The 25,826-nt window shown below is 33.8% G+C and carries 17 protein-coding genes; 2 read left to right on the top strand and 15 right to left on the bottom strand.

The window, feature by feature from the left end:
- Positions 1–10 precede the first annotated feature (10 nt).
- From AC4PRO_RS00160 to AC4PRO_RS00130, 7 genes are all read right to left on the bottom strand, one after another.
- Positions 11–766, bottom strand: a complete 756-nt coding sequence (locus AC4PRO_RS00160) for a glycoside hydrolase family 16 protein (protein ID WP_492115839.1) — start codon at positions 764–766, stop codon at positions 11–13.
- Between the two features lie 3 nt (positions 767–769).
- A complete protein-coding gene (gene bglX, locus AC4PRO_RS00155; RefSeq protein ID WP_492115838.1) occupies positions 770–3,076 on the bottom strand; it encodes a beta-glucosidase BglX in 2,307 nt (768 codons plus the stop codon).
- Positions 3,077–3,156: 80 nt separating this feature from the next.
- Positions 3,157–4,806 (bottom strand): family 16 glycosylhydrolase, encoded by a 1,650-nt coding sequence (locus tag AC4PRO_RS00150; RefSeq protein WP_492115837.1) that lies wholly within the window; start codon positions 4,804–4,806, stop codon positions 3,157–3,159.
- 11 nt (positions 4,807–4,817) lie between these two features.
- The gene (locus AC4PRO_RS00145) at positions 4,818–6,368 is read right to left on the bottom strand and encodes a hypothetical protein (RefSeq protein WP_492115836.1); all 1,551 of its coding nucleotides are present in this window, start codon (positions 6,366–6,368) and stop codon (positions 4,818–4,820) included.
- Positions 6,369–6,380: 12 nt separating this feature from the next.
- Positions 6,381–7,907 (bottom strand): RagB/SusD family nutrient uptake outer membrane protein, encoded by a 1,527-nt coding sequence (locus AC4PRO_RS00140; RefSeq protein WP_492115835.1) that lies wholly within the window; start codon positions 7,905–7,907, stop codon positions 6,381–6,383.
- 11 nt (positions 7,908–7,918) lie between these two features.
- Positions 7,919–10,969 (bottom strand): SusC/RagA family TonB-linked outer membrane protein, encoded by a 3,051-nt coding sequence (locus tag AC4PRO_RS00135; RefSeq protein ID WP_492115834.1) that lies wholly within the window; start codon positions 10,967–10,969, stop codon positions 7,919–7,921.
- A gap of 239 nt (positions 10,970–11,208) precedes the next feature.
- Positions 11,209–14,010: a helix-turn-helix and ligand-binding sensor domain-containing protein gene (locus AC4PRO_RS00130; protein ID WP_492115833.1), complete on the bottom strand. Its 2,802-nt coding sequence runs from the start codon at positions 14,008–14,010 to the stop codon at positions 11,209–11,211.
- Between the two features lie 207 nt (positions 14,011–14,217).
- Here AC4PRO_RS00130 and uvrA point away from each other — a divergent pair, with 207 nt between their 5' ends.
- Positions 14,218–17,010 (top strand): excinuclease ABC subunit UvrA, encoded by a 2,793-nt coding sequence (uvrA, locus tag AC4PRO_RS00125; protein WP_492115832.1) that lies wholly within the window; start codon positions 14,218–14,220, stop codon positions 17,008–17,010.
- A 54-nt stretch (positions 17,011–17,064) separates the two neighbouring features.
- Here uvrA and AC4PRO_RS00120 read toward each other — a convergent pair whose 3' ends face one another.
- The 8 genes from AC4PRO_RS00120 to AC4PRO_RS00085 all read right to left on the bottom strand — a co-directional run bounded on the left by AC4PRO_RS00120 (position 17,065) and on the right by AC4PRO_RS00085 (position 24,724).
- Positions 17,065–17,850, bottom strand: coding sequence for a DUF3575 domain-containing protein (locus AC4PRO_RS00120; RefSeq protein WP_492115831.1), 786 nt, complete (start codon positions 17,848–17,850; stop codon positions 17,065–17,067).
- Between the two features lie 54 nt (positions 17,851–17,904).
- Positions 17,905–18,198, bottom strand: a complete 294-nt coding sequence (locus tag AC4PRO_RS00115) for a hypothetical protein (RefSeq protein ID WP_074723194.1) — start codon at positions 18,196–18,198, stop codon at positions 17,905–17,907.
- A 145-nt stretch (positions 18,199–18,343) separates the two neighbouring features.
- Positions 18,344–19,810, bottom strand: a complete 1,467-nt coding sequence (locus AC4PRO_RS00110) for a lipopolysaccharide biosynthesis protein (RefSeq protein WP_074723195.1) — start codon at positions 19,808–19,810, stop codon at positions 18,344–18,346.
- A gap of 36 nt (positions 19,811–19,846) precedes the next feature.
- Positions 19,847–21,130, bottom strand: a complete 1,284-nt coding sequence (locus AC4PRO_RS00105; protein WP_492115830.1) for a glycosyltransferase family 4 protein — start codon at positions 21,128–21,130, stop codon at positions 19,847–19,849.
- A 79-nt stretch (positions 21,131–21,209) separates the two neighbouring features.
- Entirely contained in the window at positions 21,210–21,668 is a 459-nt protein-coding gene (locus AC4PRO_RS00100) for a hypothetical protein (RefSeq protein ID WP_492115829.1), read from the bottom strand.
- Entirely contained in the window at positions 21,668–21,832 is a 165-nt protein-coding gene (locus AC4PRO_RS00095; protein ID WP_175460275.1) for a hypothetical protein, read from the bottom strand. The genes AC4PRO_RS00100 and AC4PRO_RS00095 overlap by 1 nt, the downstream gene beginning before the upstream one ends.
- 103 nt (positions 21,833–21,935) lie before the next feature.
- Positions 21,936–24,395 carry a YfhO family protein gene (locus AC4PRO_RS00090; protein WP_492115828.1) on the bottom strand — a complete coding sequence of 820 codons (2,460 nt, stop codon included), beginning with the start codon at positions 24,393–24,395 and terminating at the stop codon, positions 21,936–21,938.
- Positions 24,396–24,442: 47 nt separating this feature from the next.
- Positions 24,443–24,724 carry a DUF4834 family protein gene (locus AC4PRO_RS00085; RefSeq protein ID WP_074723199.1) on the bottom strand — a complete coding sequence of 94 codons (282 nt, stop codon included), beginning with the start codon at positions 24,722–24,724 and terminating at the stop codon, positions 24,443–24,445.
- 132 nt (positions 24,725–24,856) lie between these two features.
- On the opposite strand from AC4PRO_RS00085, the gene AC4PRO_RS00080 reads away from it, so the two are divergent.
- Entirely contained in the window at positions 24,857–25,822 is a 966-nt protein-coding gene (locus AC4PRO_RS00080) for a transporter (RefSeq protein WP_492115827.1), read from the top strand.
- Positions 25,823–25,826: the final 4 nt, after the last annotated feature.

Here is a 25,826-nt window from a genome sequence, read left to right as displayed (position 1 = left end):
ACAATCCTATTTATTGATATACTCTAATGTAATCTACAGAAAAATCTTGTGGAAAAATAGAATCCTCTACTGCTGGTCCTCCAAAATTTCCTCCAATTGCCATATTTACAATGAAATAAAAAGGTTGATTGTATGGCCATATTGCTTCCGTTTTATTCGCTGGATTGAAAGTGTAGACTAAATTATTATCAACAAAAAAGTCTATTTTATCTTTTGACCAGTCCATCGCGTAGACATGATATCCGACTTCTATGTCTTCAAACTTTGTTTTTTTAGTGTTGATTGTATTTCCGTGACTATCCTGTGTATGCAAAGAAGTAAAAACCATATCTGGCTCTCTTCCTACATACTCCAAAATATCAATTTCTCCACATTTTGGCCAACCAACTTTATCAATATTAGATCCCAACATCCAAAAAGCAGGCCAAATGCCATTCCCAACGGGTAATTTAGCTTTGGCTTCAAAATACCCATATTGAAATTCTTTTTTCCCTTTGGTAGTGATTCGGGTAGAAGTGTATTTTTCATCTTCTTTTCTAGCGGTAATTACTAATTTTCCTTTTACTAATTGATGATTTTCATTGGTATACAATTGGCGTTCACTATTACCCCAACCACAATTAGGGCAACCATCTCCAAGTTCAACGTTCCAAATTGACTCGCTTAAATTTTGGCCATTGAAGTTTTCCTCCCAAACTAATTTTTTTCCTTTTGGCTGTGCCAAAGAAATCGAACATACCATCAGTAAGATTAAAAATTTATTCATTTACTACTTATTTAGATATTGAAAATCACCTTCTAAATTTTGGGCGGAACTGCCACCAACAAATACTTTAAAATCACCTGCTTCAGCTTCCCATTTTGAATTAGCCGTAAAAAATTCGATTGCTTTTTTATTGATTACAAAAGATACTTTTTTAGATTGACCAGGTTGCAATTCAATTATTTCAAATCCTTTTAACTCTTTTACTGGTCGTGTAACCGAGGCAAATAAATCACGGATATACAACTGAACTACTTCTTTACCCGTGTATTTACCAGTATTTTTTATCATAACAGACACTTCAATTTGTCCATTGTCTGCAAACGATTTTTGACTTAATTCTAAATTAGAATATTCGAATTTAGTATAACTCAACCCATAACCAAAAGGATACAAAGGTGTGTTTTTCTCATCAATGTAATGTGACCAAAAAACACTCTCTGGTTCATTCATCGCCGGACGACCTGTATTTTTATAATTGTAATAAATAGGTACTTGCCCAACGTTTCTAGGAAAAGTCATGGGTAATTTTCCGCTTGGATTATAATCACCGTATAATACTTGCGCAATTGCATTTCCACTTTGAGTTCCAAGTTGCCATGCTTCAACAATCGCTGGAATATGTTCATCTGCCCAAGGAATGGCTAATGGTCGCCCATTATTTAATACCAAAACAATATTAGGATTCACTTTATAGACTTCTTCTAACAATTCTTGTTGTACTCCTGGCAAACCAATATCGGTTCTACTTCTACCCTCTCCAGATTGCAATCCGTGTTCTCCTAGAGACATCAGCACTACATCAGCAACTTTGGCAGCATTGATTGCCTCGGCGAATCCGCTTTTATCGGTCATGTTGATTTTGGTTTCCCAAACAAATTGGGTTCTACCTATAGCTACATCAGCACCTTTTACATAAGACAGATTGTTGTCTTTGTAATTTTGCATTCCTTCTAGTAAAGAAACTGCAGAATTATCATCAGCTGCAATCCTCCAACTTCCTAAAGGACTCGTTTTATCATTTGCCAAAGCGCCAATAACTACTATCTTTTGACCTGATTTTTTAAGGGGTAAGGTCTCTTTTTCGTTTTTCAATAATACAATTGACTTTTTGGCCATTTCTAGAACTGCTTCTTGAAAAGCAGGTTTTCCTACTGTTTCTTTTTCATAGTTTTCGTCACAATACAAATACGGATTATCAAATAAACCCAACTCAAATTTCACTCTTAAAATTCTTCGAGCAGCATCATCAATTGTACTTTCTTTTACTTTTCCTTCTTTTACTAATGCCGCTAAATGTTCTACATAAGCACTTGATTCCATATCCATGTCAGAACCAGCGTTGATCGCAATTTCGGAAGCTTGTTTACTATCTTTGGCATAACCATGAGCGATCATTTCGTTAATAGAACCCCAATCAGAAACTACAAATCCATCAAATTTCCAATCGCCTTTTAAGATTTGTCGTTGTAAATATTTATTTCCTGTTGCTGGAATTCCGTTTAACTCATTAAACGAATTCATAAAGGTTCGCACACCTGCATCAACAGCCGCTTTAAAGGGAGGAAAGACAATATTTTGTAAAGTAGATTCTCCTACATCTACGGTATTGTAATCACGACCCGATTCGGCAAAAGCATAACCTGCAAAATGTTTGGCGCAAGCCAAAATCGTATTCTTAGCTTTTAAATTATCTCCTTGAAAACCTTGTACACGAGCAATTGCAATTTGGCTTCCTAAATAAGGATCTTCTCCCGCGCCTTCCATCACGCGTCCCCAGCGGGCATCACGAGCAATGTCTACCATGGGTGCAAATGTCCAATTCAATCCTACTGAAGCTGCTTCTTCGGCTGCAACAGCTGCTGATCTTTTAATTTCCACCAAGTCCCAGCTCGCCGCTTCCGCTAATGGAATTGGACTTATCGTTTTATACCCATGAATAACATCAAATCCAAAAATTAATGGAATTCCCAATCGGGTCTCTTCCACTGCAATTTTTTGCAAGGCCTTAACATCTTTGACTCCTTTGACATTTAACATCGAACCTACCAAACCGTTTTTCAAGTCTGCATATTTTTTGGCAGCTTGTCCTTCTTTTGGCGTAGGTCCTGTTATTTCCCAAAAACCATTGTATTGATTGAGTTGCCCAATTTTCTCTTCTAAAGTCATCAATTTTAAAACAGAATCAACTCTGATTTCTAAAGGATTATCTTTCACGTAAGAAACGGATGGTTTCATGATTTTATCACTACAAGCAACTACTGCAAGGCTGGCTGAAATAATCGTTAACATAAATTTCAAATTATTTTTCATGTCTTTCTATTTTTATGTTATTAAAATTAAAAGGCCGGTAAAAAACTCCGACCTTTTAATCTTATTAAATATATGCTTAATTATTGATAAACTCTCACATAATCAATCTCCAATGAAGATTGAGTAAAAGCAGGATCAATCACTCCACCGAAAGATCCTCCCATTGCAACATTAAATAGCAAGAAAAAATCTTTATTGAATGGTATGGTGTTATTATTGACTATTGAATGGACTACCGTATCGTCTACTAAAATTTTAATAGATGTAGGACTCCAAATCGCTTTATACACATGAAACTCAGTTGCCGCATTTGAAATAGGTACTTTATTTCCATCTGCATCTGCGCCAGAGCGTCCAGGGTAATGGAATGTACCGTACACAACATAAGGTTCATTTCCTTTATGCTCCATAATGTCTATTTCACCACATGCAGGCCAAGCATTAGTATCAATATCAGCTCCTAGCATCCAAATAGCCGGCCAAGTACCTCCTCCTGTAGGAAGTTTTGCTCTGACTTCAATTTTACCATATTTGAATTCATATTTATCTTGGGATTTTAATCTAGATGAAGTATATCCCGTACCTTCTTTTTTGGCAGTGATTTTCAAACTCCCGCCCTGTACAATCACGTTTGTTGCACTGCTCGTATAGTTTTGTTTCTCATCATTACCCCAACCTCCAGCACCTAAATCATAACTCCATTTTGTTGGATCTGGTGCACCATCAGTATCAAACTCATCCGAAAATTTAAGTGTTGTATAATCTACAGCGACAGTTTGAACTGGCTTTGTTGTTGTAAAAATCATATACCATGCTAATCCTGGATTATTTCCCTGTACAAAACGCACAAACATTCGGTTATCTGTAATTGATAGAATTTCGTAAGAACTTTGTCCTACATAATACCCCATAAATCCACCATCTGAGAAATTCATTGTTGTACCTCTTGTTTGTGTCAACCGATTAGGGTTACCCATCACAACTGATTCTGAAGGGCTCAATACTACTGTTTTAAGACCTCCTGTATCATAACTCAAACAAGCATCTACGCTTCCACTTCCACCACCAACACTTAAAAAAGCAGCGTTAAAAAATGTAGAGCCGCCATTATCTAATTTGAATTTCATGACATCTCCATCCAAACTGAACGTCAATACATTATCATAGAAACAACTAGTTGGTGCTCCAAGTGGCAATGCTTTTTCAAAAACTTTAGCTTGATAATAATTAGCAAAATAATTCTTAGTTGCATCGCCATCATTTTGTCCTACGCCTAAATGACCTAGTTCTGAGGCAGACACATACCATTTTTTAGTAGTACCACCTGTTAAGAACTGAATAGCCTCTGCATCTTCAAAATTACTGACTACCGTTACTTCAACAGTACTATTGGTCAGTACTCCTCCTTTACCGGAAGCAATTACAATTACCGTATAAGACTGTACTCCAACTTTTGTGAACGTTTTCTCAAAAATACCACTTGGTACATTTGTAGACGTACCATCAGGAAAAACAAATTTATAGGATATTGCATCATTAGCGGTAGCTGTAAATTTAACTTTACCAGAACCATCCCCATTTGGAAGATCTGCTGTTTTACCAACCAGCTCTACTTCCACTTTCAAGTTTGTTGGAGCAAGTAATGAACCGAAAGAGAAATCATCTTTCGAACAATTCACCATTAATAACAATATAAAAATGGAGATTGTGTTTATAATTATTTTTTTCATCTTTTCTATTTTTAGTTAGATTGTTTAATGTCGTCAAAATAATAGGTTGTTCCAGCTCCAATTTGACCAAAATCAAAGAAAACAACTACTCTTTGGTAATTATTAGAATTTATAACACCTGGAAAATCAAAAGTCAGTTCTTCCCAACCATTAGCGACTGTTGACGTGGCATCTACCTCAATATTTGTGGCATCTGTGGCAACTTTTGTCTCCAATTTCATTTTTACTACAATTCCAGCTTTTTCAGACCAAACTTTCATTTTAATCTTTTTCATCACCGCAAAATTGATAGGGCTATCTAAATCCAATGAACCACCTGCCCATACTTCAGCCCCATCTCCTTTAGTCAAGGCCGCAACTTTAGTAGATGTATTGATTCCTGAATCTTTAAGATTAGTAATGACGGTTGAGTTAGCACCACCAAAATTCCCAAAATTATAGGTCAAAGTTGCTGACTCAAAAGAAAGAGGCAAAACCAAGGTTTCAGCTCCCGTTACCAATTCAATGTCATCATAATAATAATCCGCTCCCGTACCTGAATTTCCAAAATCAAAAAATACCACAACTCTTTGATAATTATTTGCGTTGTTAATTGTCGTAAAATCATAACTCAATTCTTCCCATCCATTGGTAATAGTTGTAGTTACATCCGCTTCAATATTTGTAGCATCAGTTGCCACTAATTTTTCTAACTTCATTTTTACAACAATTCCTGCTTTAGGTGACCAAACTTTCATTTTAATCACTTTTTTGGTTGAAAAGTCGATTGGCGCTGCTAATTCCATTGTGGATCCTGCCCAGACTTCTGCTCCAAGAGGCTTAGTTAATTTTGCCACTTTAGCACTTCCATTAATGACTCCAATACTTGGATTGTTTGCGCCTACTGATATTGCCCCACCAAAGTTTCCAAAAGACGGTACTGCAGTTTCAAATGTAATTGGTAAGTTGATAGGATTTGAGATAACCACAGTTTGCGTAGTAGTTGTTTTAGCTACTCCACCACTCAAGGCTACTATTTTTACCTCATAATTTCCTATTTCTGTATATTTATGCGTAATCGTTTCACCTTCCATGAAATCTACAGGAACTTCATTTAATACATCTCCAAAATAAACTTGAAAAAAGGTTTCTAAATTTGCTGTAGCCGCAACTGTTATTGAGTAATTATCTCCCAAAACAGTACTAATAACAGGTGCTAAATTAGTAGGTGCTAAAAAAGAAACCGTTACTTTTTGAATTACTTCTGTTTTTTTCCCGTTGATAGTAGTTCCTATAATTTTAGCATCATAGATTCCTTCCTTATAGGTATGATCTATTGTTTCTCCTGCACCTACATAGGCAGGTTCAGTAGTTCCGTCTCCAAAATAAATTTCATATTGTGTTGCTCCTTCTCCACGAGGTAAAAAAGTAACTTTCCCTGTATTATCTTGCGTCACGGTGGTCAATGCCGAAATATTAGTTGGAGCTCCGAGAGTGTCTACATCAATTAGATCGTTCTCTGTCGAGCAACTAAAAACTAGTGCCGCCACAATAAGGCTTGTTATATATTTTAAATTTTTCATAGTTGCTATTTTTTAATATCCAGGATTTTGTTCCCAATTTCCACTTGAAAACTGCATTTCTTCAATCGGAATAGGAAATAATTCGTTTTTTCCAGCCGTAAATCCAACAATTTCTTGAGCTGCTTTCCCAGTTCTCACTAAATCGAAGAAACGAAAACCTTCACCAGCCAACTCTACTCTTCTTTCATTATAAATAAAATCAGTTAATGCCGCTCCTGATGCTGAAATGTTATGATTATTATCTCCAAAAGCTCTTGTTCTAACCTCATTTAAATATTTTCGAGCAGAAGCATCATTTGCTACTTTGCTTTTATTGTTCGCTTCAGCAGCCATCAAAAGAACATCAGCATAACGAATGGCTCTATAATTATTTGGGCTGGTTAATTTAACATCGCCAGCTGCTTCAGGTCTTCTTGTTCTCGGTATGTATTTTCTATTAAAATATCCGGTATCTTGATTTTGCTTAGTATATTTAGTACCTGGATTTTGAGCAATCCACGCCACCATATCTAAAATGGTTACCGGTTTTCTAGTGTCGCCCACTTCAAATGCATTAACTATTTTAGGAGTTGGTAGGTTAAAATTATTACCATCGGCAAAAACAGGTCCAACGTAACCAAACGGTCCTGCAAAACCAACAGCAACATTCCCTTCAACAAATTGCAACTGTTCGTAATTACCCCCTTCAACATCTGTATATTGAATTTCGAAAACAGATTCTGGACCATTTTCTCCCTCCGTTTCAAAGATGCTTCCATAAGGAGTAAGACCGCCACTAATTTGTTGTGGAGTTAAATCAGAAGTTTTTACTAAATGATACTTACCCGTTACAATCAATTTTTCAAAAGTGCTTGCAGCTTCATCATATTTTTCATCATACAAATATGCTTTTCCTAACAAGGCTAAAGCTGCACCGCTAGTCGCTCTCCCTTGTTGTGATGGAATTGCCGATAAATTTTCGGATGCGTAGATTAAATCTTTCTCTATTGAGGCGTATACGTCAGCAATTGAAGAACGTGGAATTGATTTTTCGTCTCCTGGAACGAATCTTGAGTCTCCTTTCATTGGAATACCTCCAAACCATTTCACTAATTCAAATTGATAGTAAGCTCTTAAGAAACGAGCTTCAGCAATAATCTGTTCTTTACCTACAAAATTAGTTTTGTCCTTAAATTCCAAAATATAATTAGCTCTTTGAACACCGGCAAACATCCAATCCCAAAGTTGTTTCAAATTAGCGTTCACAGGTGTTTGAATCATTTGATCGATTTGTTGGTATCCAGGAACATCTGTTGGACTGTTTCCACCAGCAAATGTATTATCTGAGGCTATTTCTCCCATCAAAACGTTGATAAAAGTGGACTGTAAAAGGTCATATGCTCCAATTAAAGCATTATCATAATCCGTTTTAGAATTAAAATAATTCTCGGAATCAATCGAATAGGCAACAGGACGATCGACAAAATCATCGCTACAAGAAATGGCCACTGTTGAGAAGACCGCTATGCTTGCTATTGTAATAAATATATACTTTTTCATTTTACTTCAAATTAAAAATTAATGTTTAAACCTAACAAATAGGTTCTTGGAGTAGGATAGAAACCATAATCGATACCACCACCTATTGGAGCACCATTGGAAGCACCAGGATCAAATCCTTTATATTTTGTGAACGTATAAAGATTATTTACACCTACATACAATCTTACTTTAGAGATCCCTGCCTTTTCAGAAACATCAGAATTCAAGGTGTACCCCAATTGGATATTTTGGATTCTGATATAAGAAGCATCTTCAACAAAATAATCAGAAAATAGTTTATTAGCTGTCGCTACCGTAGTCACTCTTGGTGTAGTATTACTGCTACCTTCTCCTGTCCATCTGTCTAAAACATAATTCAAACGATTTGCATCAGGAGAAATACTTTCATAATTACGTACCATATTATTTCCTACAGAAGCAAAAGTGTACATAGAAAAATCAAGCGCTTTGTAATTTAACTGAACATTGAAACCCATTGTTGCTGCTGGAATGGGGTCCCCAATATCAGTTCTATCATCAGCAGTAATTTTTTTATCCCCATTTACGTCAACATATCGAATATCACCAGGAGCTGCTATTGCACCTAAAGCAGATTGATCAGGAGCGGCATTAACTTCTGCTTGGTTTTGAAAAATCCCATTTGTTTTTAACCCATAGAAATATCCTATAGCATGTCCTACTTGCATTCTCGATGGTGCCAGTTGACCAATACCAAATGTACCTCCCTCAATAAAATCAGCACCAATTATTTCTGTCACTTTATTTTTAAGAACAGTTACGTTATATCCAACACTCATTTTAAAATCATCTGAAAATTTATTACTATAATTTACAGAAAACTCTAAACCTTCATTTCTTACCGTTCCAGCATTAATAGTTGGATTAGAAGCCCCAGGAGCTTGTCCACCTAATATGCCTGAAACTGGAATACCTGGAATTAATAAATCAGCTCTGGTATCAATAAAATAATCAGCAACTATATTTATCTTATTATTGAATAAATTCATATCTAAACCAACATCAAATTTTTTGGCCTCTTCCCATTTAAGATTCGGATTTGGTATTTGACCGCCAGCACGACCGTTAATTAACGCCCCATCAAAAACATAAGTGGCTTCCCCTCCTAATTGAGAAATGTAGCTATTAGCTGGAATTGCATCATTTCCTACTATACCATAGCTTCCTCTAAATTTTAAGAAATTTACGATCCCTGGCTCTCCAAAGAATCCTTCATCAGACACTACCCAACCAGCTGTTACAGATGGAAAATAGCCCACTTTGTTTCCTGGACCAAATCTAGTAGATGCATCACGGCGTATCATCCCTGATAAAAGGTATTTTCCCTTGTAGTCATATTGTATCCTTCCAAAATAAGAAAGCCTTCTATCATCATAAACATAAGACCTTACGGGTACAGTACCCACAGCAGGTGCTCCATTTGCTAATGCAATATCCGCAAAATCCCATGAATTGTTTGGAACATCATATCCTGTCGCAAATAATCCATTTCCGTACTCTTTATAAATCGTATTACCGACAACTCCAACAAATTTGTGATTTTCGGCTATTGTTTTGGTATACGTTCCATAAATATCAAAAGAATAATTATTATCATTTATAGCATCTTGAGAAACAGAGCTTCTGGTAGTGTTAAATACTTTTCCACTGCCGTAATCAAGTATCTTTGCAAAAGATTTAGACTCACTATTAGCCATTTTGAAACCTATTGTACTACTTAGGACAAAGGAGGGTGTAACTTTATAATCTAATCCAAAATTTCCGCTTATTTGCTTGAAATTATAATCGTTATACGAATTTGCAATTTGAGCCAGAGGATTAATCATTTCATTACCCAAAGACCCTCCTGGAAATAAGGTGAAATTCCCATCTGCATCATATGGGCTAAGAGTAGATGGACTGTTAACCGCATTTAAAAGCACCGAAGCATTTCCATTTTCTGGCAAAGTTTTTCTATTGAAATAGGTATAGATTACATTCGTTTTTAATTTTAATTTATCCGTAACATCAGCACCTAAAGATACTCTAGCCGTATTTCTCAAAAATCCAGATTTAGGACCTCCAACGATACCCTCTTGATCCAGATGCGAACCGCTAACAGAATATGTAATCTTATCAGAACCACCAGAAAATGTTAAATCATGACTAATAATTGGAACACCTTTACCAAGAATTTCATCCTGCCATTTGGTTCCTTTTCCAATACCGCTTACATTTGGAAACGGAATTGCTTTGCCGCTATTTGCATAACTTTCATTAAGCAATAAGGCATATTCTGTAGCATTTAATGTTGGTAAACTGCGCGAAGTTTCTTGAAAACCAGTATAAGTATTAAAAGATATCTTACCTTTAGAATTCTTTTTACCCATTTTTGTAGTTACCAAAATAACTCCATTTGCAGCAGCAGAACCATAAATAGCAGCTTGCGCATCTTTCAAAACAGTTATTGTTTCTACATCATTAGGGTTTAATAATCCCAACTCCCCAATATATCCATCTATAATAGTTAGCGGTTTGGCATCTCCATTAGTGGCAATACCTCTAATGCGAATATCTAGTGCCGCTCCTGGCGACCCTGACTGTGATGTCACATTGACACCAGAAATAGTACCCTGCAAAGCTTGTTCTATTCTCACAGGTTTTAAAGCCTCCAGTGTTTTGCTGTCTACAATCGAAACTGCACCGGTAATTTCCTTTTTTTTCTGAGAACCATACCCAATTACAACAACTTCGTCTAAGCTTTTAGCATCTTCTTGCATTTCGACACTAATACTGCTATTAGAAGCAGAAACTTTATATTCAAAATTTTTATATCCTATATAAGTGAATACAAGTGTCGAACCAGATGGAATTCCTTTTAAAGAAAATTTACCATCAAAATCTGTTGCAGTTCCCTTTGTGGAATTTTTAATTTGAACATTTACTCCTGGTGTGGGTAAACCAGAACCTTTTTCTTTTACAGTCCCTCCAATATCAAAATTCTGGGCGAAACCAAAAGTAGAAAGGAATAGAAAAATAATTAATAGATAATTAAACTTCATAATTTATGTTTTTTGTGAATGATAAAAATAGAATGAAAACTAAATTATTTGTTAAAAGAGACCTTTACAAAAAACATACATCGTAAAAAAAATACGTATTTTTATAGATTTTAAAAAAAAAACCACGTATTTACTAAGGAATTAAGAATGATATATTTCACTATGACATAAGGAAAAACAGCAACTACAACGTGAATGTTGTGGTAATGTATAGTTATATTGAAAGAATTTTAGAGAAACTATACAGCCAAAATATACTCTACAAGACCCTGTTCGTGAGATAACTCCATTTTCTTCCTCAAACGGTATCTTTTTATTTCGACACTGCGTACAGAAATATTCAATAATGGAGCAACTTCTTTAGAAGAAAGATTTAATCTTAGGTAAGCACAAAGTCTAAGATCATTTGGCGTTAAGGAAGGATGGGCTAGTTTTATTTTTTTCAAGAAGTCCTTATCAGCACTGTCGAAAGCTTCTTGAAAAACATTCCAAGTGTCATCCTTGGAAATATTTTTATTTATAGTTGATATAACTGATTTGATACTCCTACTTTCGTTTTCATTTGTTTTCTTCAAATCTTCTTTGATGTACGCCAACAATTCATTCTTACTATTTAAACTCATCGTTGATACTGCTAATTCTCTCCTTTTTGAATCGACATCCTGAGAAAGCTGTTCATTCCTGATTCTCATCATTTGTTGTTCGTTCTCTAATTCTTTTATCTCTAATAAAAGATTGTTTTCCTCAATCAACTTCTCTTCTTTTTTATGGTAATAATTTTTATATGCTTTATGAATATAATAAACCATAACAAGCATAAAAATGAGATATAAAAAAATGGCTATATTAGTTCGATACCAAGGTTTGAGAATCGTAAACGAGTATATGGCGGTATTATCTAAAGTTGCATTCGCAAATTTTGCTTTAACTTTAAAGGAATAATCACCCGGCGGCAAGTTTTTAAAATTTACCGAAGACTTTGCACTCCATTCACTCCATTCGTCTTGAAATCCTTTTAATAAATACTGGTACTCAACATTAATATATTTATTATACTCCGGCACAGTATAACTAAAGCTAATGTTATTGTCATAGTATTTAAACTCCCCATTTTCCTTGATAGACTGACTAACAATGGTTTCATTTCGTTTATTTATAGCTATGTTAACTATTGAAATAGTATAGTTTTTAAAACTAAGATCATTAATATTCATGATATAATAACCATCTGTTGTACCTATAAGGTATTCAGAATTTGACAACTGTGCTATGTTTTCATACCCCAACATTGAATTGGTCAATGACGAAGGAATAGAAATTACATTTTGCTTTAGCTGGTTATTAATTTTACTCAAAGAAAAGTAATGAATATAATTCTTTGAAAACAACCAGATTTTATTCGAATCATCTACAATCAATTTCCCCGATGTATATTCATCTTTTTCAAAAACCGCACTTAATAATTTATCTTTTTCAAATCGCTTAGTTTTATCATTTAACTTGAAAACACCTTCTTTGTAAGCATAATAGATTTTATTATTAAATTTTAATAAACTGGCATTTTTTCCTTTTTTTGGAGTTTCATAAGAAGTAAAAGAACTTACTTTCGAAAATTTATTATCTAATTGCAATCTAAAAACACCTTTATATTCATGACTGATATATATTTCATTTGTGTTTAAAATTTCAAAATACTTTGACGAATAGTCAAACCCTGAAATTTTGTTTCTAAAAACCCATTGATTATTGATTTTTTCTAATACTGAAATACCGTAATAATTCCCTTGAAGCAATAGCTCTTTTTTATGGGGAACCGTTTCAAACTTCCATGTTCCAGAAAAAGGAAAGATGTTTTTTGCAGTACCGACCCCCACAACAAATGTTCCTGAGTCGTGACCACAAAATAAAGTTCCATCGTATTCAAATAAAGACCAAACCTGACCTTTAGTACCTGAAATCAATTTAAAAGAATCACTACTGGGATAGTTTTTGTAAAACAACCCTTGATTGGTTCCGATAAATAATTTATTATTATACAATTTAGAACAATAAACTGTTCCCAGAACACCTGTATTATCTACAAAATTATGAATAGGTGACTGAAGGTTAATACAGTTTATACCATTGTCCAGCCCAGCCCAGAGATTTTTATCAGTATCTTCAAACAAGCATAATGCGGTATTATTACTCAGTCCTTGAGTTTGCGTTATATGGTATACTATTTTACCCTCACTATTTATGATGAAAATTCCATTAGATACTGTCCCAATTGCAATAGTACCATCCGAAAGCAATTGACTGCTATAAACACTAGTTGCTGTTAACTGGGCATCTGCTTCGGTTGAAAATTTAGACAAATCACTACCTATTAGGGTATAAAACCCATTTAATTGGGTCTGGATTAAAAGGCCCTCATTGATCGATAAAATATTGATTATCCTATTGTTTTTCAAAATAGCATGGTCAGAAACTAATCTTCCCTTACCACTTTCAATTTCAAAAAGTCCCCCAGTATTTGTTTGAAAATAAATAGAATTGTTTGTTCTAAACGATTTGTTTACGCCCGTATTAGGCGAAATAATTTTAAAATTGTCTTCCTTCGAATCATATATATATATTCTATTTAACGATTGAAAAATAACCCATTGGTCGAAATTTAATATATTCCAAAACTGCTCGTCGTCAAGAATTTTATTTTTTATAGTTTGACTTAAGGAAGTGTATTTAAGTTGTCCATCTGATTTTCTTGTCCAAAAACCAAATTCCATATAACTGCCCGTATAAATTTTACTGTCGATTACTTTAACAGAACGAATAATTGTTTCATTAGGAGATGGGTATAACTTCCAATTAGAACCATTATATTCCAAAAGTCCTTCATTGTTCGCAAAAAACAAATAACGATTTTGATCCTGAGAAATCATCCAATTTTGATTTCCTGCACCATAGTAATTTGGAGCGTATTTCACAATTGGAGGTAACTCTTGGGAAAAAGCAAATGAAGAAACTAAGTAGAAAAGGATATATAATTTTGTTTTCAATGGCTGGAGATTTTATTACATTTCAAAAATAAAACTAAAAACGGAATTTATCATTAGATAAATATTTTTTAAAAGTACACACTAATAAAAATAAGGATTCGAAGACAAAACTAATTTAAAATACTAGTATTAGCTAAAATTTGTGAATTGTTCAATCCCGCTTCTCTATCGAAAATTGATTACTTTTGTGAAAATACATTATTTTTTATGCAAGTTGACTTTTCAAAAATAGATCCAAAGAAAAATATAATTATAAAAGGCGCACAAGTCCACAATTTGAAAAATGTGGATGTTGTCATTCCGCGCAACAAATTGGTTGTGATCACCGGTCTTTCTGGTTCTGGAAAATCCAGTTTGGCTTTTGATACTTTGTATGCTGAGGGGCAACGCCGTTATGTAGAAAGTTTGTCTTCTTATGCGAGACAATTCCTTGGAAGGTTAGATAAACCTAAAGTAGAATACATCAAAGGTATTGCCCCTGCTATTGCCATTGAGCAAAAAGTAAACACTACTAACGCCCGTTCTACAGTAGGAACTTCTACTGAGATCTACGACTATATGAAATTATTATTTGCTCGAATTGGAAGAACATTTTCACCAATTTCCGATCAAGAAGTAAAAAAAAATACCGTTACCGATGTTGTTGCTGAAGTCAAAAAATTTGATTTGGATAGCAAATGGTTACTCCTAGCGCCAATACATCTCGAAGAAGGTCGAAAACTAGAAGATAAGCTTAAAGCATTATTACATCAAGGATTTGCTAGAATTTTAGTTGACGATCAAATGATTCGTTTAGACGAAATCGAGCAGCATGCACTTGACAAAAAAGATATATTGTTAATCATCGATCGAATTGTAGTAAAAGACGAAGAGGAATTCTATAATCGTCTTGCAGATGCGGTACAAACTGCTTTCTATGAAGGAAAAGGCATCTGTCATTTACAAGAATTAAATTCTGATAAAAGGTTTTCTTATTCCAATAATTTTGAACTGGATGGAATCACTTTCTTGGAGCCAAATGTGCACTTGTTTAGCTTCAATAATCCTTACGGTGCTTGTCCCGTATGCGAAGGATATGGGAATATAATAGGTGTCGATGCTGAACTTGTTACCCCGAATACCTCTTTATCTGTATATGAGAATGCCATTTTCCCTTGGAGAGGCGAAAGCATGAGCTGGTTCCGTGATGAACTGGTAAACAATGCTTACAAATTTGATTTTCCCATTCACAAACCTTTCTATCAACTGAACGAAGAGCAAAAAGAGTTGATATGGCAAGGAAACCAATATTTTCAAGGATTAAATGATTTTTTTAAAGAATTAGAAGAAAAAAATTATAAAATACAAAATCGCGTCATGCTTAGCCGTTACCGCGGTAAAACCAAGTGCCATTCCTGCAAAGGTAAGCGTTTGCGCATTGAGGCTTCATATGTTAAAATCAATTCAAAGACCGTTTCTGACTTAGTCGACCTTCCTATTAAGCATTTAGTCTCTTTTTTCGAAGGAATAGAATTAGATGTGTATGAAAAACAGATTGCAAGACGTTTGCTATTAGAAATAAACAACAGATTGTCTTTTTTGACTGAAGTAGGTTTAGATTACCTTACCTTAAACAGAAATTCCGCTACACTTTCAGGCGGAGAGTCTCAACGTATTAACTTGGCCACTTCACTAGGAAGTAGTTTGGTCGGTTCAATGTATATTTTAGATGAGCCGAGTATAGGGTTACACCCAAAAGATACGGAACGATTAATAAAAGTATTACTATCGCTTCGCGACTTAGGCAATACCGTAATAGTCGTTGAACACGATGAAGATATTATGAAAGCTGCTGATATGATTATCGATATCGGTCCGGAGGCCGGTTCCTTTGGTGGAGAATTAGTTGCGCAAGGTACCTTTGATGAAATTTTAAAATCAACGTCATTAACCGCAAAATATCTCAACGGAGAGTTAGAAATTTCAATTCCTAAAAAACGTAGAAAATTTAAAAATTTCATTGAAATAAAAGGAGCGAGAGAAAATAACCTGCAAAATATTGATGTTACATTTCCACTAGATGTCCTTACTGTAATTACAGGTGTTTCGGGAAGTGGAAAAAGTACCCTAATCAAGAAGATCTTGTTTCCTGCCATGCAAAAAAAATTAGATAATGCTGGCGAAAAAGCGGGTCAATTTAGTGAGATATCAGGCTCTTTTTCACAAATAAAGCACATAGAGTATGTAGATCAAAATCCAATAGGGAGAAGCTCTCGTTCTAATCCAGTAACCTACATCAAGGCTTATGATGACATTAGAGAATTGTATGCAAAAGAGAAATTATCAAAAATAAGAGGCTATCTCCCAAAACATTTTTCTTTCAATGTAGATGGTGGCAGATGCGAAACCTGTAAAGGAGAAGGTTCTATAAACGTAGAAATGGTTTTTATGGCCGATGTTCAATTGCCTTGTGAAACCTGCAACGGCAAACGATTTAAGAAGGAAGTACTCGAAGTTGCTTTTGCCGGAAAAAATATCAATGATATTCTGACCATGACTATTGATGATGCAGTAGCCTTTTTTGAAACTAATGCCCAACAAAAAATCACACAGAAATTAAAACCATTGCAAGATGTTGGATTGGGATATGTGCAATTAGGACAGTCCTCCTCTACCCTTTCTGGTGGTGAAGCACAAAGAATAAAACTGGCTTCTTTTCTGGTAAAAGGAGCGACAAAAGAAAAAGCTTTGTTTGTATTTGACGAACCTACGACTGGATTACATTTCCATGATATAAAGAAACTTTTAGCTTCTTTTGATGCTTTACTAGAAAAAGGGCATTCTATAATGGTAATAGAACACAATTTAGACCTTATAAAATGTGCGGATTGGGTTATTGATTTAGGCCCTGAAGGTGGAGAAAACGGAGGGCAATTACTGGCTGTAGGAACACCAGAAGAAATTGTAAAAAACAAAAAATCAATTACTGGAACGTATTTGAAAGCAGCCTTAAAACTATAAAAAAAAGCAGAAAAATCGTAATTGATTTTTCTGCTTTTTTATTTATTTTAATCTTTAAAATCTATATCCTAAACTTATACCACTACGAACACCTCCCCATGGTCCGCTTATATTTATTGTAGCCCCATTTGCATTAGCCTTGGCATTTACATCAGACAAGGGAAGCTCAATTTTATCAAGCTCTTTTTGAAGTTCTGCTTGTTCTGTAGGTGTTAAAAGTCTGCTAGTTACACCCGCGAAATCCCCTTTAGAAGTACCATAATGAGGTCCTACAATCCACCAATCTAAAATAAGATGTTTTCCTAAATTAAATTGTGCTCCCAATTGCAATCCAAACGTATTTGCTGAAAGCTTTCCTCCCATAGCAATGTCTTCTTGGGCACCTAAATCACTTGTGTAAGTAAAATTAATATCCGTAATATCGTATTGTAAGTGTCTATAAAAAGGAGCTATATAAAATCCTTTTCCATACCCTTTTCCTAAATAGAATCGAACTTCAGGTGTAATAGCAGTATACCCTAATTCTGCATTAGTAAACATATCTTTTGTGTCAGAACTACTTGATGTTAAATCATTTATTTGACTTTTAAAAGGAACACTCCCTTTTGGTATAAAACTATATCCAAAAACAAAACCAATACGTTTTGTAAGACTTCTTTCATATTGAAATTGAAAATTCTTAAAAACAAGACTTGTCAAACTTACTTTTACATTATTTTTTTTAGGTAAAACTACCTCATTATCTGTTGATACAGAAGTTGTTGCTGTTGTATCTGTTTGCGACGAAGCTACAAAAACATTGAATAAAACTGCCGTTAAGCATAGTAAAATTTTTTTCATAAAGAATAGGTAATAAATTTATTAATAATTTGATCTTAAATTCTGTCAAATATACTAAAAACATTTATCTTCAAAAGTATTTCCGTCTTCATCAATCGCAACTAATATTCTTTTTTCACGAGAAGAAACAAAACTTTGATACATCCATGGAATAGACCATAAACCTAGTGTAGCGCAAGAAAAAATAAAATTGACATTATGATTTACTTTCTGTCCTTTTTTGGATAAAACAGCAAAAGGTAATTTATCATTTCTTTCTACTATTACAAACCCCTTTTTCATTTTCTCTTTTAGAATTTTTGAGAATTTAATTCTATCCTCTTCCTGGGTTAACACTTGATTTTTCATAATAATCGTATGATTTAAATTCAACCTTGTTTTACTCGAACAATTATGACGCAACAAAATTACGAACTTAGAGCAGCTATCACAATACCCACTTTTAGTGATTAACATTTGTCTTAAAAAACTAAATGAATTTATGAAAAAGAACCTAACCTATTTTTAACTTTTTTAAGACGTTGTCAATTACCTGATTAATCTCTTTAGAAATCACCAATTTATAGTTTAGGTATACATACGAAATGGTTACTAAAATCGATTTTAGACCTATTGCAATTATTGGATGAAAAGGAAACTGCCAAAAATAAAACAATAAAAATAATACAATAGTTAACGCTATAGAATATAAAGTTTGAGCTGTGAAAGGATACAAATGCAAGCGCTTTACAACAAACATTAGCTTAGCCAAACTATAAAGAGTAATTGACAACAAAGTTGCAAAGGCAGAACCTAAAATGCCATATATAGGAATGAAAATCATATTTAATCCTACGGTTAGAAGAACCAACAAAACCCCCAAAAACAAAACTGCTCGATAATATTTTGTATTAAAAATGATCGCATTATTATTGCCTAAAATCAGATCAAAATATTTAGATATACCTATCATAAATACCACTAAAATCCCTCCACTATATTCTTTTGGAATCATTTCATACAATTGCTCAATATTTACAAAAATGCATAACATTACAAATCCGCCCACAATTTGTAAATTAATAGACGTTTTTTTATACAAATCGTTCAGTTCATCATGTTGATTATTGTGCATTAACTTTGCGGTAATAGGATACACAATTTGATGCATTGCTCTACTTGGAACCGAAATTACCAAAGCAATGTAAGTCGCAACCGAATAAAATGCAATATTACCAATGGCCATATATTGATTCAGCATTATTTTGTCTCCATCCAAAAGCAAATTAGCCACACTACCCGATAGAATAATATAAAATGTATATATTAATATTTCTTTTACATTTGACGGTATAACAAACTGAAAAACAGGTTTTTTTATTCGAAAAGCATATAACATAGTTACTAAAAATGCAAGGAAGTAGATTACTGCAGTGAAATAAATAAACTCTACAATTGTTATCCATTTAAAATAAATTGCCAGCAAACCCAATAAAGAAACAAAACGCAAACCCACTTCTTTTATAAAATTACCAAAAACAGAATGCATATGCACTCTTGCCCAAGCATAAAAAATTTCGAAATAAGCCATACACAATCCAATGAATGGGATAAGCCAAATAAAATCTTTTACAATTGCATTTTTCTTGGTTAGAAAATAAGCGATATCATCAAAAAAAAGCAACCCGATCAATATCAATGGAACACTTAATAAAAGTGGAAAAAGAACTGTAAAGGATAAAAAGCGACTTTCTTCCTCATCTGTTTTACATTGTGAATAAAACTTCACCAATGTATTTTGCATTCCAATAGCGAATAAAGGCATGATCACATTAGCACAGGATAGAATATAATTTGAGAGTCCGTAAAAGGTTTTACCTAATATATAAGGAAATAAAAAAATAGTACTTATTCCTCCAATACCAAAACCGATATAGGTTATAATTGTGTTTTTTAACGACTGATTTAGTACTATTCCCATTCGGAGATTAGAAGTTTTATGTTAGATTTTGAATATTTACTTTATTAAAGCAACTAATTCTTTTGTGAGATTCTTTCTGGAAAATTTTTGCAAACCTACACCATTCGATTTTAGTTTCCCTTCTAAAAATTGATTGTAAAAGTCCAAAATTACACTTTTCAATCTTGTTTTCTCCGAATATTCAAAAAATACTCCTGTATTGGTATTCGTAATGATTTCGGCAAAATCAGAATCTTTTGGTCCGATAGCAACAATTGGCCTGTTGGAAACCATATACTCAAACAACTTACCTGGAATAATGCTCTTAGTGTCTTGAGAATCAATTTCGATCAATAACAAAACTTGTGATTTGCGTTGGTGAGCAATCGCTTCTCCGTGCGAAACATATCCTAAATTATTCAAATAGGGATTTAATCCAAATTGTGAAATAGTTTCCAGTACTTCCTGACTTACTGCTCCTATTAATTTTATCTCTAAATGCGATTTGAAATCTGGAATATCATTGATTAACTCCACTAAACATTCCCATAAAATCGTAGGGTTTCGCTCGGAAAGAAAGGAACCAATGTGCGCCAAACTAAACTTGGTGTCCAATGGCTGGATTTCTATATTCTCGACATCATATCCATTTGTAATCACTGCAATAGGTTTCGTTGTAATGGCTTGAAATTCTGTTTTTGTAGTCTTGCTCGTAACAATAATCGTGTCTGCAGTATTCAAAACTTTATGTTCTAACCTCTTATGCTTCTTAGTGGCATAATTTGATAATCGCAACGATTTATGATAGCCAATAGTAGTCCATGGATCCCTGAAATCAGCAAACCACTTTAAATCTAACTTCTGTTTTAACTGCAATCCGATGAGATGTAAACTATGCGGTGGCCCCGAAGTGATAATCGTATCAATATTATTTTCTGCAATGTATTTTTCTAAATAAGAAACCGATGGTTTTACCCATAAAAAACGGGCGTCGGGAATAAACAAATTCCCTCTTATCAAAAGAAAAAGGGCATCCATAAAGGACTGCTTTTTCTGGTTTGGAATGATTCCGGAACTTATTTTATTGGTTTTATTCTTAGAAAAAAAAGAAGCCAATTGATAAGGCTCAAAAATTTTATGCTTCAACACAATTACCTTATCCGAAACTTCTTTTATTAAATTTTCATCAACAATGGGATATGTAGGGTTCTCTGGCACATAAACTATGGGCTGAACTCCAAAATCAGGTAAATATTTTGCAAATTTAAGCCAACGTTGAACACCTGGTCCTCCTGCAGGCGGCCAATAATAAGTTATGATTAAGATTTTTTTGTTTTCCAATTTATGATTTAATATTCAATTGATATTGATTGATTTTTGAATGAAATTAGTGATTTCAGATTTCTTACAAATTAAACGATCAATTTCCATTTAATTTTTCCAATTCCTCGATATCTAGAATGTCTTTTGGTCTATTTGTTGCTTTTTTGGCAATAATCAAATTATCATAATCAATAAAATAAACAGGAGTTTCTTTAATCATCAAAACAGTGGCGTCATTTAAAAGCGAATCAAATGATTTATCTTCCAAACCTTTAACGGCGGTCATAATATCCAATCGCAAACCATAACTCAATGTAAAATCTGTCCAACCAGGAATAAATTGCATGGTTTCAATGGCTTCAAAATCTCCTAAATCAATAGATTTTAATGCCTTTCTTAAATTAATTCGATTCTCAGGAGTGTCTTCTAAATAAATATCAATATCTCCTGTATTGCGATTATAACCATAAATATTTACGGCAAAACCTCCAATAGTTAAATATCTAACTTTGTTTTGAAAAAAACTATTCCAAATGGCAACTATTTGCTCATTCATTATTTTTTAGATTGTATTTTCTGCGCTGTTTTAAGCATATAAGAAACCTCTAAAATCGCCATTAATCGTTCTAATCTTTCGAGATAAGAAAGCGATTTAATTTCGACAATTCTTTTAGCTTCTAACTCCTTTGGAGTCCCACAATTAAGCACTACCTTTTTCATTATTGCTTTTTTTTAGATTACAACAAAGATACTAAATGAATAATGAAGTAATAAGATCAATAAATAATGAACACTACTTCTAAAGTTCTTAAATCAGAAATCATTAATCAACATTCTTAAATCTATTCTTTCTTTCATAATAAATCCCACCTACTAAAAGCAATAACATTCCCATAGCACTAATTAAGGTAATTGTACTTCCTGTTTTAATAACTTGGGGCTCAAATTTGAATTCAATCGTATGTTCTCCTCCAGGTACGATCAAAGCTCTCAATACATAATCAACAGGGAAATGTTCTGTCTTTACATCATCAATGTATGCATTCCATCCATTTTCATAATAGATTTCAGAGAAAACCGCTAATCCTTCATTTTTATTATTGGAACTGTATTTTATATAATTGGGTTTGTATATATCTATTTTAATTGTCCCTGTTGTGTCTAAATTCCTCTTTAAACGGGCATTCTTAAATTTATCACCATACAGATGAATATTGAAAATAGCCGCACGCTTTGTGTCAATCTTATCCAGCAATTTCATCTCATCATTCGCCTTATTCACTAACTTAACATCATTAACAAACCATGCGTTACCATTAGCGTCTGGGTTGATTACTGGAAAATCTTTTCCCTCTTTATCTTTTTGAATTACATATTTAACATTTAACATGTTAAGTACTTCTAAGTTATTTTTGGTCAATTGGTAATCAAACAATTGCTGCACTCTTCTCGGTCTTACAGCACTATAACCTCCAATAGATTTATGAAAATAAGATGATCTTGCTCCCATAAGATCTTGAACCTCAAAAACTCTATAAATACTAGTGTCTTTTAAAATCTCATTATCAACTGGAGTTTCTTGAAAAGGCACTTCGACTTGTCTTCCTGATACAAAATCTTCATTAGAAACATATTTTTTATCAACAAGAAACAAGTCTGAAACCATAAATAGACCAACCAAAATAATCGCTGTGTTCTGAGCAATTTTATTTTTTATAAAAAGCCATAAAACGCCTGAAACAAGCACAATAAAGAATCCTGAACGTAACAAATCAGCGGAGTATAACGTTTTTCTATCTGCTATTAAGGCTTCAATAAATTCGTTGCCAAAATTAGGATCACCACCTTGTTGGTTAAACATTTCTACCAGTCTGCCGTCAAATGCACCTGTAAAACTAAAAAGTCCTTTAAACAAAAACAGGAGAATCAATAACCCTAAACATACTGCACTAGTTTTTCTTAAAGATCTCCATTGCTCGTCTCTATTGGTTTTAAAAAAACTGTGTAATCCCATTATTGCTAAAACTGGAAAACATATTTCTAAAATAACTTGAATAGAAGAAACAGCTCTAAACTTATCGTACATTGGTACAAAATCAATAAAAAAGTCTGTCAATACTGGGAAGTTTTTCCCCCAAGAAAGCAACAGTGATACTATAGCACCTGATAGAAAAACGTATTTTATTTTTCGTTTATCAACAAACAAAGCTAAAACGCCTAAAAAGAAAACTACTGCACCTATATAAGCTGGAGCTGCCACTATCGGCTGATCACCCCAATATGTTTTTGCATAAGCTTCTGTAAAATCAAGTGCCTGTTCATTATTTGCTCCTTTTTTAGAAATAAATTCATAAACGCTTGATTGGCTTCCTAAATGCTCAGAATTAGATCCTCCAAATAATCTTGGCGCAATCAGATTAAAACTTTCGGCCACTCCATAACTATATTCGGTGATATATTCGCGGGTCATTGCACTTGTAGTAGTATTTTTAGACCCGTTAGGATTGTAACTTAGTTCACTTTTACCTCGTATACTAAAATTCGTATACTCGGCTGTAGCCATAAGATTTGTTGCATTGGCACCAATAGCAAATATTCCAGCTATAGCCAGAACTACTAGAGAATTTAAAAGTGGTCTATATGATTTGTCTTTAATATCTAAATAGATAAAATAAGCTGAAAGTATCAGCAAGAAAATCAATAAATAGTAAGTCATTTGAAAGTGATTGGCATTGATCTCTAATGCGGTCGCAAACATCGTCAATAAACCTCCGAGAACATATTTTTTTCGGTACACCAATATAAAGCCTGCAATCACCATTGGCATATAAGCAATGGCATGTGCTTTGGCATTATGTCCTACTCCAAGTATAATAATCAAATAAGTAGAAAAACCAAAGGCTAACGCACCAAAAAAGGCTTTTAACGGATCTGTTTTTAAAACTAATAATAAACCGTAAAAGCCTAAGAAGTATAAAAATAAATAATCTGCTGGACGCGGCAAAAATCGCAAGACATCATCTATCGCCCCTATAAAATCGTAAGGATACTTCGCCCCTAACTGATAAGTAGGCATTCCACCAAAAGCACTGTTTGTCCAATAAGGCTCCACATGTTCAACGGCTCTAAAGTCATTCTGCTCTTTGGCCATACCCGTATATTGGGCAATATCAGATTGGTAGATTTGCTTTCCTTGTAAAACGGGATAAAAATAGATTAAAGAGACAAGGACAAAACCAAGAATGGCTAAAGCGTGCGGGTAAAATTTATTTATAATTTTCAAATTTCCAGATTTATTTTTAAAATATGAGAGTATTAACTAGGACAAATCTAATCTATTTCTTCGTAATCGACATAATCCCCTACTTTTTTGGTTTCCCGTGGTTTGTTAGAATTTGAGGTATTATAAATGACTTGATCACTGGACTGTGTTTTCTTCCATGAAGTATCTTGTGTCCTATTTTGTTGTTGCTGATAATTCTCTCCTGCTTTTTGCACTACTTTTTTAACTAATAAAGGCAGGAATAATTTTGCCAAAAACTTAAAAATATAATAGAAAGCCAGAATGTAAAACAGTACTCTTATAAAACCTGTAAAGGAGGCAGTTTGCATAATCAAATATTTTTTAGCAAAATTAATAAATCCATCTCGAAATTTCGGGACAAAATTAAAATATCATTCTTAAATAAATGATAAAATATAGTACATTTGAACAGCGTTATTACTTTTAAACTCAAAAAAAATATGTCAAAACTTAAAATAGTACTTGCTGCTGTGATTTTTATATTTCCAATTATTCATTACGGGCAACATACTGATGTGATTAATTCAAATAGACCCGGTGAAACCATGTCAGCCTTTGCCGTTGGAAAGTCAGTTATTCAAGTGGAAAGCGGAATTTTCGCAATCAAAGAAAACCATCGTTTATTGGGCTATGATGCTACAGGTTTTGGATTTGACCTTACTTTACGATATGGCGCATTATTAGAGCGATTAGAATTAATAGCCGACGTGCAATACCAAAACGCAAAATTTACAACCAATTTCAGTGACGCTAAGAAATCAAATTTTAAACAAACCATCTTAGGTGCTAAATACCTGATATATGACCCGTTTAAAAATCAAGAAAATAACATCAATATTTACAGCTGGAAAGCCAACCATTCTTTTAATTGGCATCAATTAGTCCCAGCTGTGTCGGTATTTGCCGGAGCAAACTTCACCATGAAAAATAATCCGTATTATTTTTCTCCAGATGCCAGTATCTCCCCAAAAGTCATGCTGATTACTCAAAATCATCTGGGTGATGGAACATGGGTTTTTGTGACAAACATCATAGCTGATTATATCACAACTGATTATCCAAGCTACGGATACGTACTAACATTAACAAAAGGATTTAATGACAAATGGTCCGGATTTGTTGAAAACCAAGGGTTTAAAAGTGACTTTTACAGTGACGCTATCCTTAGAGGTGGTGCGGCCTACTTGTTAAGCAAAGACATGCAAATTGATGCTTCAATAAGCACAAATTTCAAAGATACACCAACAGTGCTTTATGGAGGAATAGGATTTTCTTGGCGCTATGATGCAAATTATAAGGAAGTTCGAATGAGCATTGACAGCGGCGACAGCTCCAAATCAAAGATGGAGAAGAAAGCGGGAAAAAAGATTAAAAAACGCAAAGACGAAATTGAATCTACAAAATAAGAAT

The organism is Flavobacterium sp. DW-iso2 (genome assembly GCF_058725285.1).
Note: the sequence above shows the minus strand (reverse complement) of the source record. Positions and strands in the feature narration are given on the sequence as shown.

Bases quoted from the DNA above. Each gene is read 5' to 3' on its own strand.
- AC4PRO_RS00095 (WP_175460275.1), bottom strand. From the start codon at position 21,832: ATGAAAAAGGTAGTGCTTAATTGTGGGACTCCAAAGGAGTTAGAAGCT.
- uvrA (WP_492115832.1), top strand. From the start codon at position 14,218: ATGCAAGTTGACTTTTCAAAAATAGATCCAAAGAAAAATATAATTATA.
- bglX (WP_492115838.1), bottom strand. From the start codon at position 3,076: ATGAAAAATAATTTGAAATTTATGTTAACGATTATTTCAGCCAGCCTT.
- AC4PRO_RS00120 (WP_492115831.1), bottom strand. From the start codon at position 17,850: ATGAAAAAAATTTTACTATGCTTAACGGCAGTTTTATTCAATGTTTTT.
- AC4PRO_RS00145 (WP_492115836.1), bottom strand. From the start codon at position 6,368: ATGAAAAATTTAAAATATATAACAAGCCTTATTGTGGCGGCACTAGTT.
- AC4PRO_RS00085 (WP_074723199.1), bottom strand. From the start codon at position 24,724: ATGCAAACTGCCTCCTTTACAGGTTTTATAAGAGTACTGTTTTACATT.
- AC4PRO_RS00160 (WP_492115839.1), bottom strand. From the start codon at position 766: ATGAATAAATTTTTAATCTTACTGATGGTATGTTCGATTTCTTTGGCA.
- AC4PRO_RS00110 (WP_074723195.1), bottom strand. From the start codon at position 19,810: ATGGGAATAGTACTAAATCAGTCGTTAAAAAACACAATTATAACCTAT.
- AC4PRO_RS00150 (WP_492115837.1), bottom strand. From the start codon at position 4,806: ATGAAAAAAATAATTATAAACACAATCTCCATTTTTATATTGTTATTA.
- AC4PRO_RS00140 (WP_492115835.1), bottom strand. From the start codon at position 7,907: ATGAAAAAGTATATATTTATTACAATAGCAAGCATAGCGGTCTTCTCA.
- AC4PRO_RS00135 (WP_492115834.1), bottom strand. From the start codon at position 10,969: ATGAAGTTTAATTATCTATTAATTATTTTTCTATTCCTTTCTACTTTT.
- AC4PRO_RS00100 (WP_492115829.1), bottom strand. From the start codon at position 21,668: ATGAATGAGCAAATAGTTGCCATTTGGAATAGTTTTTTTCAAAACAAA.
- AC4PRO_RS00080 (WP_492115827.1), top strand. From the start codon at position 24,857: ATGTCAAAACTTAAAATAGTACTTGCTGCTGTGATTTTTATATTTCCA.
- AC4PRO_RS00115 (WP_074723194.1), bottom strand. From the start codon at position 18,198: ATGAAAAATCAAGTGTTAACCCAGGAAGAGGATAGAATTAAATTCTCA.